The organism is Streptomyces sp. NPDC050619 (assembly GCF_040654815.1).
GTDB lineage: Bacteria > Actinomycetota > Actinomycetes > Streptomycetales > Streptomycetaceae > Streptomyces.
Genome location: NZ_JBFAIR010000006.1, coordinates 84,604 through 100,215 on the forward strand (window position 1 = coordinate 84,604; position 15,612 = coordinate 100,215).

Consider the following 15,612-nt stretch of genomic DNA (forward strand, 5'->3'; position numbering starts at 1 on the left):
TAACAGGTGCGGGTGCGGGTTCGAGTTCGGGATCGGGTTCGGGTCACGGGTTCTGTTGGACGGCAGATCGGGATGCACTACCGAATTGTGGCGCGCGCAGGTTTTCCGCGGTTTACGGAACTCTCGGTGTGTGTCGGGTCACTGCTGTGAGGCCTACCCCTTCGTGCCGCCCGCGGTGAGGCCGGTCACCAGGTTCTTCTGCACGAAGTAGAAGAACGCGGAGACGGGTATCGCGATCAGCACCGCGGTGGCGGCCATCAGGTTGCGCTGCGCATCGTGCTCGCTGACGAAGGTCTGCAGCCCGACGGCGAAGGTGTACTTCGTGTCGGACAGCATGAACGTCGACGCGAACGCGACCTCACCGAAGGCCGTGAGGAAGCTGTAGAAGGCGGCGACCGCCAGGCCCGGCTTGGCGAGCGGCAGGATCAGTCGCGCGAACGTGCCGAAGGGGTTCAGCCCGTCGACGCGTCCCGCCTCGTCGATCTCGAACGGGATGGTGTCGAAGTAACCCTTCATCAGCCAGGCGCAGTACGGGACGACGGTCGTGCAGTACACGAGGATGAGACCGAGATAGGTGTCGATGAGCTGGAGGTCCGACAGGATCTGGTACATCGGCACCATGAGTACGGTTACCGGGAACATCTGGGTGACCAGGAGCACCCACATGAACTTCCGGTATCCCGGGAAGCGCATGCGCGAGACCGCGTAGCCGGTGGTGGCGGCGATGGTCACGCCGATGAGCGCAGTGCCGAGCGTGACGACCATCGAACTGAGCAGCCAGTCGGTGAAGTTCGTCTTCCGCAGGACGTAGGTGTAGTTGTCGAGCGTCATCTTGCCCCAGATGCCTCCGGGGTGCAGGTAGTCGTCCTTGTCCGGGCCGAGGGACAGATAGACCAGCCAGGCGACGGGGAAGAGCGCGATCAGGCTCGCGGCGATCAGGATGCCGTGCGAGACGAGCCGGCCGGCGGGGGTGCTCTCGCCGCGCCTGCGGACCCGGCCCGGCCCGGTGGCCGAGGAGCCCGGCCCGGTCGCCGCGGCGGAGGTCTCGACAGTGGTCGTACTCATGGAGGACTCCTGCCTCAGATCGCGAGCTGCTGGTCGTTGCGGTTGAGCCAGCGGCGGTAGAAGGAGGTGAAGACGATCAGGATGGCCAGCAGCAGGATGCCGTACGCGGCCGACTGCGCGAAGTCACGCGGCTGCTGTCCGAAGCCGAGGTGGTACGCCCAGGTGACAAGGATCTGGGCGTCCGGGGCGGTGTCGCCGAACAGCAGGAAGATGATCGCGAACTGGTTGAAGGTCCAGATGATGCCGAGGAGGACGACGGTGGAGCTGACGGACCTCAGGCCGGGGAGAGTGACGTACCGGAAGCGCTGCCAGGCGGTGGCGCCGTCCATCTCGGCGGCCTCGTACAGCGAGGTGTCGATGGACTGGAGGCCGCCGAGCAGCGACAGCATCATGAAGGGCACGCCGCACCAGGTGTTGACCATGATCGCGGCGAACCGCTGCCAGAAGGTGTCCTCCAGCCACAGCGGCGACGGCAGGTGCAGCGCGTCGAGCGCGGAGTTGATGATGCCGCCGTCCGCGAGCATGAAGCGCCAGCCGAAGACGGTGACGAAGGTCGGCACCGCCCACGGCAGGATCAGGATCAGCCGGTAGAGGGTCCGGCCGCGCAGTTTCTGGTTGAGCAGGAGGGCGAGGCCGAGACCGATCGTGTAGTGCAGGGTGACGCAGAGCGCGGTCCAGACGATCGTCCAGATGAAGTGCGACCAGAAGCGGTCGTAGGCCGTGTCGCCCCACAGGATGTCGGCGTAGTTGTCGAAGCCGATGAACTTGTAGGTGGCGTCGATGTGGTTGACGCCGATGGTGCGGGCGGTGTTGAGGCTGTTGGCGTCGGTGAGCGTGAGGTAGAGGCCGTACGCCAGGGGGTAGAGCACGAGGACCCCGAGGACGACCACCACCGGGGCGATCATCGCGTACGCGTACCAGTACTTGTGGAATCCCCACGTGAGGCGCCGGGCCGGCCCGGGTTTCGGCGCGCGGTCATCGCGGCGCTTGCCGGTCGCGCGGTCGATGGCGACTGTCATTGGTTCGACACCTTCTCCGACGTCTTTCCCGGTTCGCGGGGGATCCGGCGGCCACTCAGGGTCACTTGCTGAAGTCCGGGACCAGCTTGGCGATGTCGGTCTTGGCCTTGCCCAGGCCCTCGTCCAGGGACTCCTTGCCGGCGGCGATCTGCGGCAGCTCGGCGTCCAGCGGGGTCCACAGGGAGCTGTACTCGGGCAGGGCCGGGCGCGGCTGTGCGGCGGGCAGGACGCTCTGGAAGCCGGCGATGCCCGGGTCTGCCTTGACCTCGGCGGTGTAGGCGTCGTCGCGGGTCGGCAGCGTGGAGTTCTTCAGGGCGATGGTCTCCTGGGACTTCGCCGAGGTCATGAAGTCGACGAACTTCAGCGCGGCCTTCTGGTGGGCCGAGTCCGAGCCGGCGTACACCGACAGGTTGTGGCCGCCGGTCGGGGCGCCCGCCTTGCCGGTGGAGCCGGCCGGGACGGTGGCGATGCCGAGGTTGTTCTCGTCCTTGAAGGCCGAGCCCTTGTAGAAGTTCGTGATCTCCCACGGGCCCTGGAGGATCGCGGCGACCTTGCCGCTGACGAAGGCCTCCTGGATGTGGGCGTAGGCGTCGGCGGTGGTGTCGGCCTTGTGCAGGCCCTTGCCGTCGAACAGGCCCAGCCAGGTCTCGTAGCCCTTCTTGGCGGGCGCCGAGTCGACGGTGATCTTCTTGGCCGTGGCGTCGACGGTGTCGGTGCCCTCGCCGTAGAGGAAGGTCTGCGCGTAGTAGCCCGCGGTGGAGCCCCAGTAGCCGTCGACGCCGGTCTTGTCCTTGATCGTGGCGGCGGCCTTCTTCAGGTCGTCCCAGGTCTTCGGGGCCTCGACGCCGGCCTTCGCGAAGAGGTCCTTGTTGTAGACCAGCGCGAGGGTGTCGGTGACCAGCGGCACGCCGTACGTCTTGCCCTCGTACTTGGCCTGCTCGATCAGGCTGGGCTGGAACGCGCTCTCGTCGGTGAGGGCCTCGGTGCCGTCCAGCGGCAGGAAGAAGCCCTTCTTGGCGAAGGCGGGGGTCCAGCCGACCTCCGAGCGCAGGACGTCCGGGGCGCCCTTGGAGCCGGCGGCGGTGTCGAACTTGTTCTGGGCCTGGTCGAAGGGCACGTTGACGTAGTCGACCTTGATGTCCTTGTGGGCGGCCTCGAAGTCCTTGACCAAGGCCTGGTACGTCGGTGCCTCATTGGTGGCGTTGGAGGTGTCCCACCAGGTGATGGTGACCGGACCGTCGGCACTGTCGCCGCTGTCGCTTCCGCCGCAGGCCGTCGCCGCGAGGGCGAGGGACGCCACCAGCGCGGTGGCCGCTATGCCACGCCGCATGAGTTCTCCTTGAGGGTGAAAGCCCGTGTGCTCACAGGCCAGCCGGGCGACGTGAACGTAACAGCGATGTCAGCGTCTCGAAAGTGCTTGCAGCAAAAAAGTGCAAGTGATCTTCGAAGTTATCCGGGCGTGACCCATCGGCGACCGGCGTGAGACGCTTATTTACGGTCGGCGAACGGTTGGGGCGGCATGTGCAAGACTCTGCAAGCTCTTGCCATCACGTTTCACGAGGGAGCGCTCCTGTGACCACACGGCTTGCCGACATCGCCGCTCAGGCGGGGGTGAGCGAAGCGACCGTCAGCCGGGTCCTCAACGGGAAGCCGGGCGTCGCCGCCACCACCCGCCAGACCGTGCTGGCCGCACTCGACGTGCTGGGCTACGAGCGCCCGGTGCGTCTGCGGCAGCGCAGCGCGGGTCTGGTGGGCCTGATCACTCCGGAGCTGGAGAACCCGATATTCCCGGCGCTGGCCCAGGTCATCGGCCAGGCGCTGACCAGGCAGGGCTATACACCCGTCCTCGCCACCCAGACCCCGGGCGGCTCCACGGAGGACGAGCTCACGGAGATGCTCGTCGACCGGGGCGTGGCGGGCATCATCTTCGTCTCCGGTCTGCACGCGGACACCTCCGCCGACATGCAGCGCTACGAGCAACTGCGCGCGCAGGGCGTGCCGTACGTGCTCGTGGACGGCTTCTCGCCGAAGGTGCAGGCGCCGTTCATCTCCCCCGACGACCGAGCCGCCATGACGCTGGCGGTCACGCATCTGGTGTCGCTGGGGCACACGCGGATCGGCCTGGCGCTGGGCCCCAAGCGGTTCGTGCCCGTGCAGCGCAAGATCGAGGGCTTCGTGCGCACCATGCAGGACCTGCTGGGCCTGAGCACGGACACCGTCGAGACCGAATTCGTCCAGCACTCCCTCTACACCCTGGAGGGCGGCCAGGCCGCCGCCGCCGCGCTCATCGAGCGTGGCTGCACGGCGGTGGTGTGCGCCAGCGACATGATGGCGCTGGGCGCGATACGGGCGGCCCGGCAGCGGGGCCTGGAGGTCCCGACGGACATCTCGGTCGTGGGCTTCGACGACTCCCCGCTGATCGCCTTCACCGACCCGCCCCTGACCACGATCCGCAAGCCGGTCCCGGCGATGGGACAGGCAGCGGTCCGCACGCTCCTGGAGGAGATCGGCGGGACGCCCGCGCCGCACAGCGAGTTCGTGTTCATGCCGGAACTCGTGGTGCGCGGTTCGACCGCCTCGGCCCCTGGGGAACGAGCGCGACACTGAGGCGCCGACCTCGTCCTCAGGGCGGAGGACTTTTGGTGACCGCAGTTCGCTGGTAGTAGGTTCGAAGGGTCTTGCGGGCGTAGAACGTGCAGCCCGGACAGGACCGGGGGATGATCGGTGGTCAAGGGCTTTTCTGGCAGACTCTGTGCCTATGGGTGAGACGACCGTGACGACACAGGATGGCCGCACAGCGGCCGTTCCGGAGCCCGTTGCGGCCGAAACGGACCAGGGTTTTCTGCGCCGCTTGCGCGCCCCGCGCCGGCCCCGCCTCTGGTTCGAGATCCTGCTGATTGCCGTGAGTTACTGGACGTACTCGCTGATCCGCAACGCGGTGCCGGAGCAGCGGTCCGAGGCGCTGCGCAACGCCGACTGGATCTGGCGGATGGAGCACCACCTCGGCATCGCCGTCGAGGAGTCGGTCAACCACGGCGTCAACTCGGTGACTTGGCTCATCGTCGGCATGAACTACTACTATGCGACGCTGCACTTCGTGGTGACGCTCGGTGTCCTGGTGTGGCTCTTCCGTAGCCATCCCGGCCGTTACGCCGCGACCCGCCTGGTGCTCTTCGCGACCACCGGGGTCGCCCTGGTCGGCTACTACCTGTATCCGCTTGCCCCGCCCCGCCTGATGAACGGCGGCGACTTCGTCGACACCGTCATGGTCCACCAGACGTGGGGCTCGATGGCCTCCGGCGACCTGAAGAGCATGTCGAACCAGTACGCCGCGATGCCGTCGATGCACATCGGCTGGTCCCTGTGGTGCGGTCTGACGATCTTCGCCCTGGCGTCGGTGCCGTGGGTGCGGGTGCTCGGCCTGCTCTACCCGACGGCCACGCTGGTGGTGATCGTCGCCACGGCCAACCACTTCTGGCTGGACGCGGTCGGCGGCATCATGTGCCTCACCTTCGGCTTCGCGGTGGCATGGGTCTGGTACCGGGTACTGCCGTACGCGCTGCCTCGGCTGGTGCCGGTGAAACCCGGGCGGGAGACGGGCGAGACCTTGCTGCCGGCGAAGGTGTAGGGCGGTCGCTTCCGGTCGCCTCGGAGCTACCCCCCGTAGACCTCGGAGCTACCCCGCGTAGAACAGCTCGTCCACCACACTCCGTGCCCGTCGCCCCGTACGCCGGTAGTCGTCCAGCATGTCGCCGACGTGCCCGGGGCCGTACCCCAGGTACCGGCCCACGGCGCCCAGCTCACGCGCCTCCGACGGGAACGTGTCCCCGGCCCGCCCGCGCACGAGCATCACCGCGTTGCGCACCCGCGTCGCCAGCACCCACGCCTCGTCGAGGGTGGCGACCTCCTCCGGCGGGATGAGCCCGGCCGCGCCGGCGGCGGCGAGGGCGGCCCGGGTGCGGGTCGTGCGCAGGCCCGCCACCTCGGCCCCGTGCCGCATCTGGAGCAACTGCACCGTCCACTCGACGTCGGACAGCCCGCCGGGCCCGAGCTTGGTGTGCAGCTTGGGATCGGCGCCGCGCGGCATCCGCTCGGACTCCATCCGCGCCTTCAGCCGCCGGATGTCGCGTACGGCGTCGTCGCCGAGCCCCGCCGCCGGGTACCGCAGCGGATCGACGAGCTCGACGAACCGGCGCCCCAGCTCCTCGTCCCCGGCGACGGGTTCGGCCCGCAGCAGGGCCTGTGCCTCCCAGACCAGGGACCAACGGCGGTAGTAGGCCTCGTACGAGTTCAGCGTCCGTACCAGCGGCCCGGACTTGCCCTCCGGCCGCAGGCCGGCGTCGATGAGCAGCGGCGGGTCGGAGCTGGAGATCTGGAGCAGGCGGCGCATCTCGGAGACGACCTTGTTGGCCGCCTCGGAGGCCTCGCGTTCGCTCACGCCGTCGCGCGGCTCGTGCACGAACAGGACGTCCGCGTCGGAGCCGTAGCCCAGTTCGTGGCCGCCGAAGCGGCCCATGCCGATGACCGCGAACCGGGTGGGCAGGCTCTCCCCCCAGCCGTCCCGCACCACCGCGCGCAGCGTGCCCGCGAGCGTGGCCGCCGTCAGGTCCGACACCGCCGCGCCGACCCGGTCCACGAGCGCGCCCTGGTCGGCCTCGACCGGCTGCGCCTCGGTGCCGTAGGAGCCGACGATGTCCGCGGCGGCCGTACGGAACAGTTCGCGGCGGCGGACTCCGCGGGCCGCCGTGACCGCCTGCGCCGCGCCGGGCGCGCGGCCGACGGCGGCGAGGATCTCCTGCTCCAGGTGGGGCCGTCCGCGCGGGGTGAGGCCGCCGGCGTCGCCGTCACCGAGCAGCGCCACCGCCTCGGGCGCGCGCATCAGCAGGTCGGGGGCGAGCCGGCCGGCGGACAGCACGCGGGCGAGGTTCTCGGCGGCGGCACCCTCGTCCCGCAGCAGCCGCAGGTACCAGGGTGTCCTGCCGAGCGCGTCCGACACCTTGCGGAAGTTGAGCAGGCCCGCGTCCGGGTCGGCCGAGTCGGCGAACCAGCCGAGCAGCACCGGCAGCAGCGTGCGCTGGATCGCGGCCTTGCGGCTCACCCCGGACGCCAGCGCCTCCAGGTGCCGCAGCGCCGCCGCCGGATCCGCGTACCCGAGCGCGACCAGCCGCTCCCGTGCCGCCTCGGGGCTCAACCGGGTCTCGCCGGAAGCGAGTTGGGCGACCGCGTCGAGCAGCGGGCGGTAGAAGATCTTCTCGTGCAGCCGTCGTACGACGCCGGTGTGCCGTTTCCACTCGCGGGTCAGCTCGGCCACCGGGTCGGCGCGCAGGCCCAGGGAGCGGCCCAGGCGCCGCAGGTCGGCCGCTTCCACGGGGACGAGGTGGGTGCGGCGCAGCCGGAAGAGCTGGATGCGGTGCTCCATGGAACGCAGGAAGCGGTAGGCGTCGTCGAGCTGGACGGCGTCGGCGCGGCCGACATAGCCGCCGGCGACGAGTGCCTGAAGGGCGTCCAGCGTCGTGCCGCTGCGGAGCGAGGCGTCGGCCCGTCCGTGCACCAGCTGAAGCAGTTGTACGGCGAACTCGACGTCCCGCAGTCCGCCCGGGCCGAGCTTCAGTTCGCGGTCGACCTCGGTGACGGGGATGTTCTCGACGACCCGGCGGCGCATCTTCTGCACGTCGGCGACGAAGTTCTCGCGCTCGGCGGCCTTCCAGACGAGGGGTTCCACGGCGGCGACGTACTCCGCGCCGAGTTCGGGGTCGCCGGCCACCGGGCGCGCCTTGAGGAGGGCCTGGAACTCCCAGGTCTTGGCCCAGCGCTGGTAGTAGGCGAGGTGGCTGGCGAGCGTGCGCACCAGCGGACCGTTTCTGCCCTCGGGGCGCAGATTGGCGTCGACGGGCCAGATGGAGCCCTCGACGGTGGTCTCGGAGCAGATGCGCATCAGATGCGAGGCGAGCTTGGTGGCCGACCGCAGCGCCTTGCCCTCGTCGGCGCCGTCGGCGGCCTCGCCGACGAAGATGACGTCGACGTCGGAGACGTAGTTCAGCTCGTGGCCGCCGCACTTGCCCATCGCGATGACCGCGAGCCGGCACAGCGCCGCGTCGCCCGGTGCGGCGGTGCGGGCTATGGCGAGCGCGGCGCGCAGGGTGGCGGTGGCGAGGTCGGCGAGCTCGGCGGCGGTCTCGGCGAGGTCGGTGGTGCCGCACACGTCACGGGCGGCGATGGACAGCAGGCAGCGCCGGTAGGCGACCCGCAGCAGGACCGGGTCGGTCGCCTCGGCGAGGCCGCGCTCGAACTCCTCCACCCCGGGGTGGAGGTCTCGCGGCTCGTACATGACGAGCGCGTGCCAGTCGCCGGGGTGCCGGGCCAGGTGGTCGGCGAGCGCGGCGGAGGCACCGAGCACACCGAGCAGCCGGTCGCGCAGCGGCTTGGCCGCTATCACCGTGTCGAGCAGTTCACGCCGGGCGGTGGGGTCGGGCTGGGCCTCCAGCAGCCGGACGAGACCGTGCAGCGCGAGGTCCGGGTCGGCGGTCGCGCCGAGCGCCTCCAGCAGCACCGGGTCGTCGCGCACGCCGGACAGCTCGGCACCGTCCAGGAGGCGCTCGGCGGCCGACGGATCGGTGAAGCCGTGCCGCAGCAGCCGCGTGAAGGTACTGCTTCTGCGCCCCGGCGCCGTCATACCAGGCCTCCCGTCCGATCAAGGTCGTACCTCGCCCGAGCCTAACCGGAGTGCTGGTGAGAAGCGCCGGGGCGGGCGGCGATGAGTTCCCGGGGCGGGACGGGTCTGTACTGGGGAGGCCGGGTAAGGGCCGGAGTGAGACATGTCTGGAGGCCGCTGATGACAGACAGGGAAATGGACATTGACCGGGAAACGGCCAGGGAAACGGACAAGGAAACGGCCGGGAAAACGGACAACGCGACCGAGAAGGCACCCGAGACCCACCTCGACGCGCGCTACAGCGACGAGTCGGCCACCGCGATCCCCTGGGCGGACGCCGAGGCGCTGCTCGCCGCGGCGGAGCTGTTCTGGATCTCGACGGTACGGCCGGACGGGCGACCGCATGTGACCCCGCTGCCCGCGGTCTGGGCGCACGGCGCGCTGCACTTCTGCACCGGCCCCGAGGAGCGCAAGGCGAAGAACCTCGCGCACAACCCGCACGTCGTACTGACGACCGGCACGAACATCTGGGACAAGGGCTACGACCTCGTGGTCGAGGGCGAGGCGGTGCGGGTGTCCGACGACGCCAGGCTGCGCGAGCTGGCCGCGGCGTGGGAGAGGAAGTACGGCGATTTCTGGCATTTCTCCGTACAGGACGGATATTTCGTGCATGGTCCGGGACATGCCGCTGTCTTCGCGGTGGCGCCGGGCACGGTTTTCGGCTTCGGTAAGGGGGAGCCGTTCAGCCAGACCCGGTGGCGGTTCTGATTCTGACGTCGACGAGGGAGTCACGCCATGAACATGAGCCTCGAAGTGGTCCTGCTGCCGGTATCCGACGTGGACCGGGCCAAGGAGTTCTACCAGGACAAGGTCGGCTTCCACGTGGACCTGGACAGCGAGGTCATGCCGGGGGTGCGGATCGTGCAGCTGACCCCGCCCGGCTCCGGCTGTTCCATCGCCCTGGTGGACGGGCTGGAGGTCCCGACGGGGACACCGCGGCCGGGGACGTACCACGGACTCCAGCTGTGCGTCACGGACGCCAAGGCGGCCTACGACGAGCTGACCGCGCGGGGGGTCGACGTCAGCGAGCCCCAGCAGTTCGCCCCGCAGGACGGCGCGACCTTCATGTACTTCAAGGACCCGGACGGCAACGGCTGGGCGATCCAGGAGTACCGGCGCCGGGCGACGGAGCCGCTGCATCAGGTGCTGGCGGCGCTGGCGGGGCAGGAGTCGTAGAGCGCGGACGGCACGGGAAAGCCGCGGCTCCTTGGTGCCGCGGCTGTCCCGTCCTCGTGTTCGCGTCGGCGATCGGAGGGCAGGTCAGTTGTGTCCTGGCGGGGCGTGGCCCGCGGGGTTCTGGTTCTCGCTCTCCTGGGTGAGCCCGCCGCCCGTGCAACTGGGCTGCTGGCCTCCAGGCTGGTTACCTCCGTTGTTGGTGCACTGGGTGTCGACCGGCTGGATCTTGGCGTCGGCTATACCCGCGCCGCCCAGGCCCAGCGCGAAGACGGCGGCACCGGCGCCGAGCGCCGTCGCGACCCGCCTCACCATCAGCCTGCTGGTCATTCCGCTCAGCCTCCCGTGGTCGTTTCGGCTGTGCGGCAGAGCGTTTCCGGACTGTCGCGTCTCCATTCCCACGCTTCTCGCCCGTATCGCATATGTCAACAACATATGCATTCCTGGCCAAAGTTACCTGAAGGTAGGCGATTGAAAACGAAACGGACCGGCGGCTCACTGCCGCCGGTCCGGACGTCCGCCGCTTACAGCACCGGCAGGTTCTTCCGCAGCTCGAACGCGGTGACCTCCGAGCGGTACTCCTCCCACTCCTGGCGCTTGTTGCGCAGGAAGAAGTCGAAGACGTGCTCGCCGAGTGTCTCGGCGACCAGGTCGCTGCGCTCCATGAGCGTCAAGGCCTCACCCAGGTTCTGGGGCAGCGGCTCGATGCCCATCGCGCGGCGCTCGGCGTCGGAGAGGGCCCAGACGTCGTCCTCGGCGCCCGGCGGAAGCTCGTAGCCCTCCTCGACGCCCTTGAGGCCGGCCGCCAGGAGCATCGCGTACGCCAGGTACGGGTTGGCGCCCGAGTCGATCGAGCGGACCTCGATGCGGGCCGAGCCGGTCTTGCCGGGCTTGTACATCGGGACGCGGACCAGGGCCGAGCGGTTGTTGTGGCCCCAGCAGATGTACGAGGGGGCCTCGCCGCCGGCGCCCGCCGTGCGCTCCGAGCCGCCCCAGATGCGCTTGTACGAGTTCACCCACTGGTTGGTGACCGCCGCGATCTCCGCCGCGTGCTTGAGCAGGCCCGCGATGAAGGAGCGGCCGACCTTGGAGAGCTGGTACTCCGCGCCCGACTCGTAGAAGGCGTTGCGGTCGCCCTCGAAGAGGGACAGGTGCGTGTGCATCCCGCTGCCGGGGTGCTCGGAGAACGGCTTCGGCATGAAGGTCGCCTGGACGCCCTGCTCCAGCGCCACCTGCTTCATGACCAGGCGGAACGTCATGATGTTGTCCGCCGTCGAGAGCGCGTCCGCGTAGCGCAGGTCGATCTCCTGCTGGCCCGGGGCGCCCTCGTGGTGGGAGAACTCGACCGAGATGCCCATCGACTCCAGCATGGTGATCGCCTGGCGGCGGAAGTCCATGCCGATGTTCTGCGGGGTGTGGTCGAAGTAGCCGGAGTTGTCGGCCGGGGTGGGCCGGGAGCCGTCCAGCGGCTTGTCCTTCAGCAGGAAGAACTCGATCTCCGGGTGGGTGTAGAAGGTGAAGCCCAGGTCGGAGGTGCGGGCCAGGGCACGCTTCAGCACATAGCGCGGGTCGGCGAAGGACGGGGAGCCGTCCGGCATGAGGATGTCGCAGAACATGCGGGCGGTGCCGGGGGCCTCCGCGCGCCAGGGCAGGACCTGGAAGGTCGACGGGTCAGGCTTGGCGATCATGTCCGATTCGTATACGCGGGCGAAGCCCTCGATCGCGGAGCCGTCGAAGCCGATGCCCTCGTCGAAGGCCTGCTCGAGCTCGGCCGGGGCCACGGCGACGGACTTGAGGAAGCCCAGCACGTCCGTGAACCACAGCCGTACGAACCGGATGTCACGCTCCTCCAACGTCCGGAGCACGAACTCCTGCTGCTTGTCCATCTTCCGCTTCCCCATCCTTGCTGGTCAGGCCGCCTGTCTCCCGCACCACGGGAGGCGGTCGGGCACCTGAGCATCCCACCACAACACCATTTCATGCGCGTTGCGCACCTTGATCGTCGCGCTGACCTCGGTGTGAACGCCTCAGGTACGGCAGGTGTACCGCTCTGTGCCCATCTTGCCTGCTCGCACCGACATCTGTAATGCCGAGACGCCCAGCCGTCGCGGGACCCCGCTGTTCGGCCATTTCTGGCGCCCTCCCTACAAGAGCACTTTCCCTCCCCATTACCATCAGCGGACCCGACCGGCCCCTTTCCCCAGAAGGACACATCTGATGGGCTCCGCCAAGAAGAGCAGCAGCGCGGCACGCAAGGCGCGAATAGAGGAGATGCGGCGCGCCGAGCAGGCCCGCGAGCGGCGCAACCGGATTCTCACCATCGCGGCCAGCGCGGTGGTCGTCGTCGGTCTCGTCGTCGGTGCCGTCGTCCTGGTCAACACGCAGTCCGACGACGACAGCACCGCGGCCGGCTCGAAGACCTCGGGGCACTTCGTCACCGGCAAGGACGGCGTGAAGACCTGGAGCGAGAAGCTGAGCCAGACCCACGTCACCAAGGACGTGAAGTACCCCATGGAGCCTCCGGTCGGCGGCGACCACAACCAGGTCTGGATGAACTGCAACGGCGACGTCTACCCCAATGAGATCAAGAACGTGAACGCCGTGCACTCGCTGGAGCACGGCGCGGTGTGGGTGACGTACACCAGCAAGGCCCCGAAGGCGGACGTGGACGCGCTGGCGGCGAAGGTGAAGAAGACGCCGTACACGCTGATGAGCCCCGACGACAAGCAGGCCTCTCCGATCATGCTCTCCGCCTGGGGGAGCCAGCGCACGGTGACGGGTGCCGACGACCCGAACGTCGACGCGTTCTTCGAGAAGTTCGTGCAGGGCAAGCAGACGCCGGAGCCGGGCGCCGCGTGCACGGGCGGTCTCTCGAAGTGAGGGCCGCCTCCTTGGCCGTCGCCGTGGCGGGTGTCCTCGTCGCGGCCGGCGCGATCAGCTATGCCGTCGCCGAGGACGGCGGCTCCAGTGACATCCCGGCCGCCGACTCCGCGGACGCCGGCTTCGCGCGCGACATGGCGGTGCACCACCAGCAGGCCGTCGAGATGTCGTACATCGTGCGCGACCGCACCGACGACGTGGAGGTGCGGCGGCTGGCGTACGACATCGCGCAGACGCAGGCCAGTCAGCGCGGCATGCTGCTGGGCTGGCTCGACCTGTGGAGCCTGCCGAAGGTGTCCGCGGATCCGCCGATGACCTGGATGGGCATGGGCGACATGGCCTCCGGCAAGGACGGCGCGCTGATGCCCGGCATGGCGACCAACAGCGAGCTGAAGAAACTGGACACGCTGCGCGGCAAGCAGGCCGAGGTCTTCTATCTCCAGCTGATGACGGACCATCACAAGGGCGGCATCCACATGGCCGAGGCCTGTGCGGACAAGTGCGCGGTCGGCGTGGAGCAGCGGCTCGCGCAGGGCATGGCCGAGGGGCAGCAGGCGGAGATCGACCTGATGGCGGGCATGCTCAAGGAGCGTGGCGCAGCGCCCCGTCCCTAGGACGTACTTCTCAAATAACCCTGTCTGTCCGTTCCTTGAGCTCTTCTTGGTCTGCGCATTCCCCTGGCGTGAACGGTTCGTCGCAAGAGTGACCCCTGTCGAGTGATCCACTCGTGACGAACCGCACAGGGGGTTCTATGAGATCCAACCGCGCCAAGATGCGCGCCGGGATGAGCATGGCAGCGACACTGCCCATGCTCGTCGGCGCGCTCGCGCTCGGCATACCCGCGGCCCACGCCGCGGACAACCCGGGCCGGGCCGCACTCGCGGGCACCAGGCCCTCCTGGGCCACCGCCAAGGCCGACAAGGGCGCCACTTCGGACGGCTCCCAGGTCTCCGCCCGCGTCTACCTCGCCGGGCGGGACGCCGCCGGCCTCGCCGCGTACGCGAAGGCCGTGTCCGACCCGTCTTCGGCCACGTACGGCAAGTACCTGAGCGCCTCGCAGACGCGGGCACGCTTCGGCGCGACCGGGGCGCAGGTCTCCGCGGTGAGGTCCTGGCTGACTTCGGCGGGCCTGAAGGTCACCGGTGTGACGCAGCACTACGTCTCCGTCTCCGGTGACGTGTCGGCCGCCGAGCGGGCCTTCGGTACGCAGCTGCACAACTACGCCAAGGGCTCCAAGATCTACCGCGCGCCGTCGAAGACGGCCTCCGCGCCGGACAGCCTCAACGGCGCCGTCCTGACCGTCACCGGCCTGGACAACGCGCCGCACCAGTCGAGCCACGAGGACCAACTGCCGGGTCCGGACGCCGTGTTCAAGAACGCCGGGCCGTTCTCCTCGTACTACGGCTCGAACACCGCGAGCACGCTGCCGGAGGCGTACGGCGGGAAGATCCCGTACGCCGTCGAGGGCTACACGGGCAAGCAGTTGCGCGCCGCCTACGGGGCGGGCTCGTACACGGGCAAGGGGGTGCGGGTCGCCATCACCGACGCGTACGCCTCTCCGACCATCGCCAACGACGCGGCCACCTACGCGAAGAAGCACGGCGACGCGGCCTACACCAGTGGCCAGCTGCGCCAGGTCCTGCCCAAGAACTACCACCACACCAAGAGCTGCGACGCCGCCGGCTGGTACGGCGAGGAGACCCTCGACGTGGAGGCCGTGCACGCGGTCGCACCCGCCGCGGACATCACCTACGTGGGCAGCGCCTCCTGCCACGACGACGACCTGCTCGACGCGCTCGGCAAGGTCGTCGACAACCACCTGGCCGACATCGTCTCCAACTCGTGGGGCGACATCGAGGCCAACCAGACGCCGGATCTCGCCGCCGCCTACGACCAGGTCTTCCAGATGGGCGCGGTCGAGGGCATCGGCTTCTACTTCTCCTCCGGCGACAACGGCGACGAGGTCGCCAACACCGGTACCAAGCAGGTCGACACCCCGGCCAACTCGGCGTGGGTGACGGCGGTCGGCGGCACCTCGCTGGCCGTCGGCAAGGGCGACACGTACCTGTGGGAGACCGGCTGGGGCACCGAGAAGGCCATGCTGTCGAGCGACGGCACGAGCTGGACGGACTTCCCGGGCCCGTTCACCTCGGGCGCGGGCGGCGGCACCAGCAAGACGGTCGCCGAGCCCTCCTACCAGAAGGGCGTCGTCCCGAACGCGCTGGCGCAGGCCAACAGCACGGCCGGCAACCGCGTCGTCCCGGACATCTCGGCGATCGCCGACCCGAACACCGGCTTCAAGGTCGGCCAGACGCAGACCTTCCCGGACGGGTCCCAGCAGTACAGCGAGTACCGCCTCGGCGGCACCTCGCTGGCCTCGCCGGTGATCGCGGCCGTCCAGGCCCTGGCCCAGCAGGCGCGCGGCGGCAAGGCGATCGGTTTCGCCAACCCGTCGATCTACGCCAAGTACGGCTCGAAGGTGTACCACGACGTCACGGACAACCCCACGGGCTCCGGCCTGGCGGTGGCCCGCGTCGACTACGCGAACAGCTTCGACGCCTCTGAGGGTCTGCTCACCTCCGTCCGCACCCTCGGCGCGGACAGCTCGCTGAAGGCAGTGAAGGGCTACGACGACGTCACCGGCGTGGGTACGCCCGCGGGCGGCTACGTCGAGTCGTACAGCCGTCGCTGACCCGGCAAGTACGGGAAGTAACGGATCGGGGTGGCGTGGGGTGCCCCACACCCCACGCCACCCCATCGCGT

13 protein-coding genes are annotated in these 15,612 nt (G+C 69.3%); 7 read left to right on the forward strand and 6 right to left on the reverse strand.

The annotated features are described in order from the left end of the window. Window positions 1-153 precede the first annotated feature (153 nt). From AB0I77_RS12710 to AB0I77_RS12720, 3 genes are all read right to left on the reverse strand, one after another. Window positions 154-1,065, reverse strand: coding sequence for an ABC transporter permease subunit (locus AB0I77_RS12710; protein WP_363282489.1), 912 nt, complete (start codon window positions 1,063-1,065; stop codon window positions 154-156). A 14-nt stretch (window positions 1,066-1,079) separates the two neighbouring features. Further along, window positions 1,080-2,084: a sugar ABC transporter permease gene (locus AB0I77_RS12715; RefSeq protein ID WP_363282490.1), complete on the reverse strand. Its 1,005-nt coding sequence runs from the start codon at window positions 2,082-2,084 to the stop codon at window positions 1,080-1,082. A gap of 61 nt (window positions 2,085-2,145) precedes the next feature. After that, a complete protein-coding gene (locus tag AB0I77_RS12720) occupies window positions 2,146-3,414 on the reverse strand; it encodes an extracellular solute-binding protein (protein ID WP_363282491.1) in 1,269 nt (422 codons plus the stop codon). A gap of 242 nt (window positions 3,415-3,656) precedes the next feature. On the opposite strand from AB0I77_RS12720, the gene AB0I77_RS12725 reads away from it, so the two are divergent. Next, complete coding sequence (locus tag AB0I77_RS12725) at window positions 3,657-4,691, forward strand: LacI family DNA-binding transcriptional regulator (RefSeq protein ID WP_363282492.1); 1,035 nt, start codon at window positions 3,657-3,659, stop codon at window positions 4,689-4,691. Between the two features lie 151 nt (window positions 4,692-4,842). Beyond that, complete coding sequence (locus AB0I77_RS12730) at window positions 4,843-5,712, forward strand: phosphatase PAP2 family protein (RefSeq protein ID WP_363282494.1); 870 nt, start codon at window positions 4,843-4,845, stop codon at window positions 5,710-5,712. Window positions 5,713-5,760: 48 nt separating this feature from the next. Here the strand turns inward: AB0I77_RS12730 and AB0I77_RS12735 are convergent, their stop codons facing one another. Further along, complete coding sequence (locus AB0I77_RS12735; RefSeq protein ID WP_363282495.1) at window positions 5,761-8,757, reverse strand: bifunctional [glutamine synthetase] adenylyltransferase/[glutamine synthetase]-adenylyl-L-tyrosine phosphorylase; 2,997 nt, start codon at window positions 8,755-8,757, stop codon at window positions 5,761-5,763. 159 nt (window positions 8,758-8,916) lie between these two features. Between AB0I77_RS12735 and AB0I77_RS12740 the strand changes: the two genes are divergently transcribed. Both AB0I77_RS12740 and AB0I77_RS12745 read left to right on the forward strand, forming a co-directional pair. Beyond that, window positions 8,917-9,504, forward strand: coding sequence for a pyridoxamine 5'-phosphate oxidase family protein (locus AB0I77_RS12740; RefSeq protein ID WP_363282496.1), 588 nt, complete (start codon window positions 8,917-8,919; stop codon window positions 9,502-9,504). 27 nt (window positions 9,505-9,531) lie between these two features. After that, window positions 9,532-9,972, forward strand: coding sequence for a VOC family protein (locus AB0I77_RS12745; RefSeq protein WP_363282497.1), 441 nt, complete (start codon window positions 9,532-9,534; stop codon window positions 9,970-9,972). A gap of 84 nt (window positions 9,973-10,056) precedes the next feature. On the opposite strand, the gene AB0I77_RS12750 is transcribed toward AB0I77_RS12745, so the two are convergent. After that, window positions 10,057-10,299 (reverse strand): hypothetical protein, encoded by a 243-nt coding sequence (locus AB0I77_RS12750; protein WP_363282498.1) that lies wholly within the window; start codon window positions 10,297-10,299, stop codon window positions 10,057-10,059. A gap of 194 nt (window positions 10,300-10,493) precedes the next feature. Further along, window positions 10,494-11,855, reverse strand: coding sequence for a glutamine synthetase family protein (locus AB0I77_RS12755; protein WP_030039217.1), 1,362 nt, complete (start codon window positions 11,853-11,855; stop codon window positions 10,494-10,496). A 331-nt stretch (window positions 11,856-12,186) separates the two neighbouring features. Here AB0I77_RS12755 and AB0I77_RS12760 point away from each other — a divergent pair, with 331 nt between their 5' ends. The 3 genes from AB0I77_RS12760 (at window position 12,187) to AB0I77_RS12770 (ending at window position 15,541) form a co-directional block, all read left to right on the forward strand. Continuing rightward, window positions 12,187-12,849: a DUF3105 domain-containing protein gene (locus AB0I77_RS12760; RefSeq protein WP_363282499.1), complete on the forward strand. Its 663-nt coding sequence runs from the start codon at window positions 12,187-12,189 to the stop codon at window positions 12,847-12,849. 11 nt (window positions 12,850-12,860) lie between these two features. Continuing rightward, a complete protein-coding gene (locus tag AB0I77_RS12765) occupies window positions 12,861-13,463 on the forward strand; it encodes a DUF305 domain-containing protein (RefSeq protein ID WP_363282500.1) in 603 nt (200 codons plus the stop codon). A gap of 137 nt (window positions 13,464-13,600) precedes the next feature. Beyond that, window positions 13,601-15,541, forward strand: coding sequence for a S53 family peptidase (locus AB0I77_RS12770; RefSeq protein ID WP_363282501.1), 1,941 nt, complete (start codon window positions 13,601-13,603; stop codon window positions 15,539-15,541). The last annotated feature ends 71 nt before the right edge of the window (window positions 15,542-15,612 follow it).

Bases quoted from the DNA above. Each gene is read 5' to 3' on its own strand.
- AB0I77_RS12710 (WP_363282489.1), bottom strand. From the start codon at position 1,065: ATGAGTACGACCACTGTCGAGACCTCCGCCGCGGCGACCGGGCCGGGC.
- AB0I77_RS12715 (WP_363282490.1), bottom strand. From the start codon at position 2,084: ATGACAGTCGCCATCGACCGCGCGACCGGCAAGCGCCGCGATGACCGC.
- AB0I77_RS12720 (WP_363282491.1), bottom strand. From the start codon at position 3,414: ATGCGGCGTGGCATAGCGGCCACCGCGCTGGTGGCGTCCCTCGCCCTC.
- AB0I77_RS12730 (WP_363282494.1), top strand. From the start codon at position 4,843: ATGGGTGAGACGACCGTGACGACACAGGATGGCCGCACAGCGGCCGTT.
- AB0I77_RS12735 (WP_363282495.1), bottom strand. From the start codon at position 8,757: ATGACGGCGCCGGGGCGCAGAAGCAGTACCTTCACGCGGCTGCTGCGG.
- AB0I77_RS12740 (WP_363282496.1), top strand. From the start codon at position 8,917: ATGACAGACAGGGAAATGGACATTGACCGGGAAACGGCCAGGGAAACG.
- AB0I77_RS12745 (WP_363282497.1), top strand. From the start codon at position 9,532: ATGAACATGAGCCTCGAAGTGGTCCTGCTGCCGGTATCCGACGTGGAC.
- AB0I77_RS12750 (WP_363282498.1), bottom strand. From the start codon at position 10,299: ATGACCAGCAGGCTGATGGTGAGGCGGGTCGCGACGGCGCTCGGCGCC.
- AB0I77_RS12755 (WP_030039217.1), bottom strand. From the start codon at position 11,855: ATGGACAAGCAGCAGGAGTTCGTGCTCCGGACGTTGGAGGAGCGTGAC.
- AB0I77_RS12760 (WP_363282499.1), top strand. From the start codon at position 12,187: ATGGGCTCCGCCAAGAAGAGCAGCAGCGCGGCACGCAAGGCGCGAATA.
- AB0I77_RS12770 (WP_363282501.1), top strand. From the start codon at position 13,601: ATGAGATCCAACCGCGCCAAGATGCGCGCCGGGATGAGCATGGCAGCG.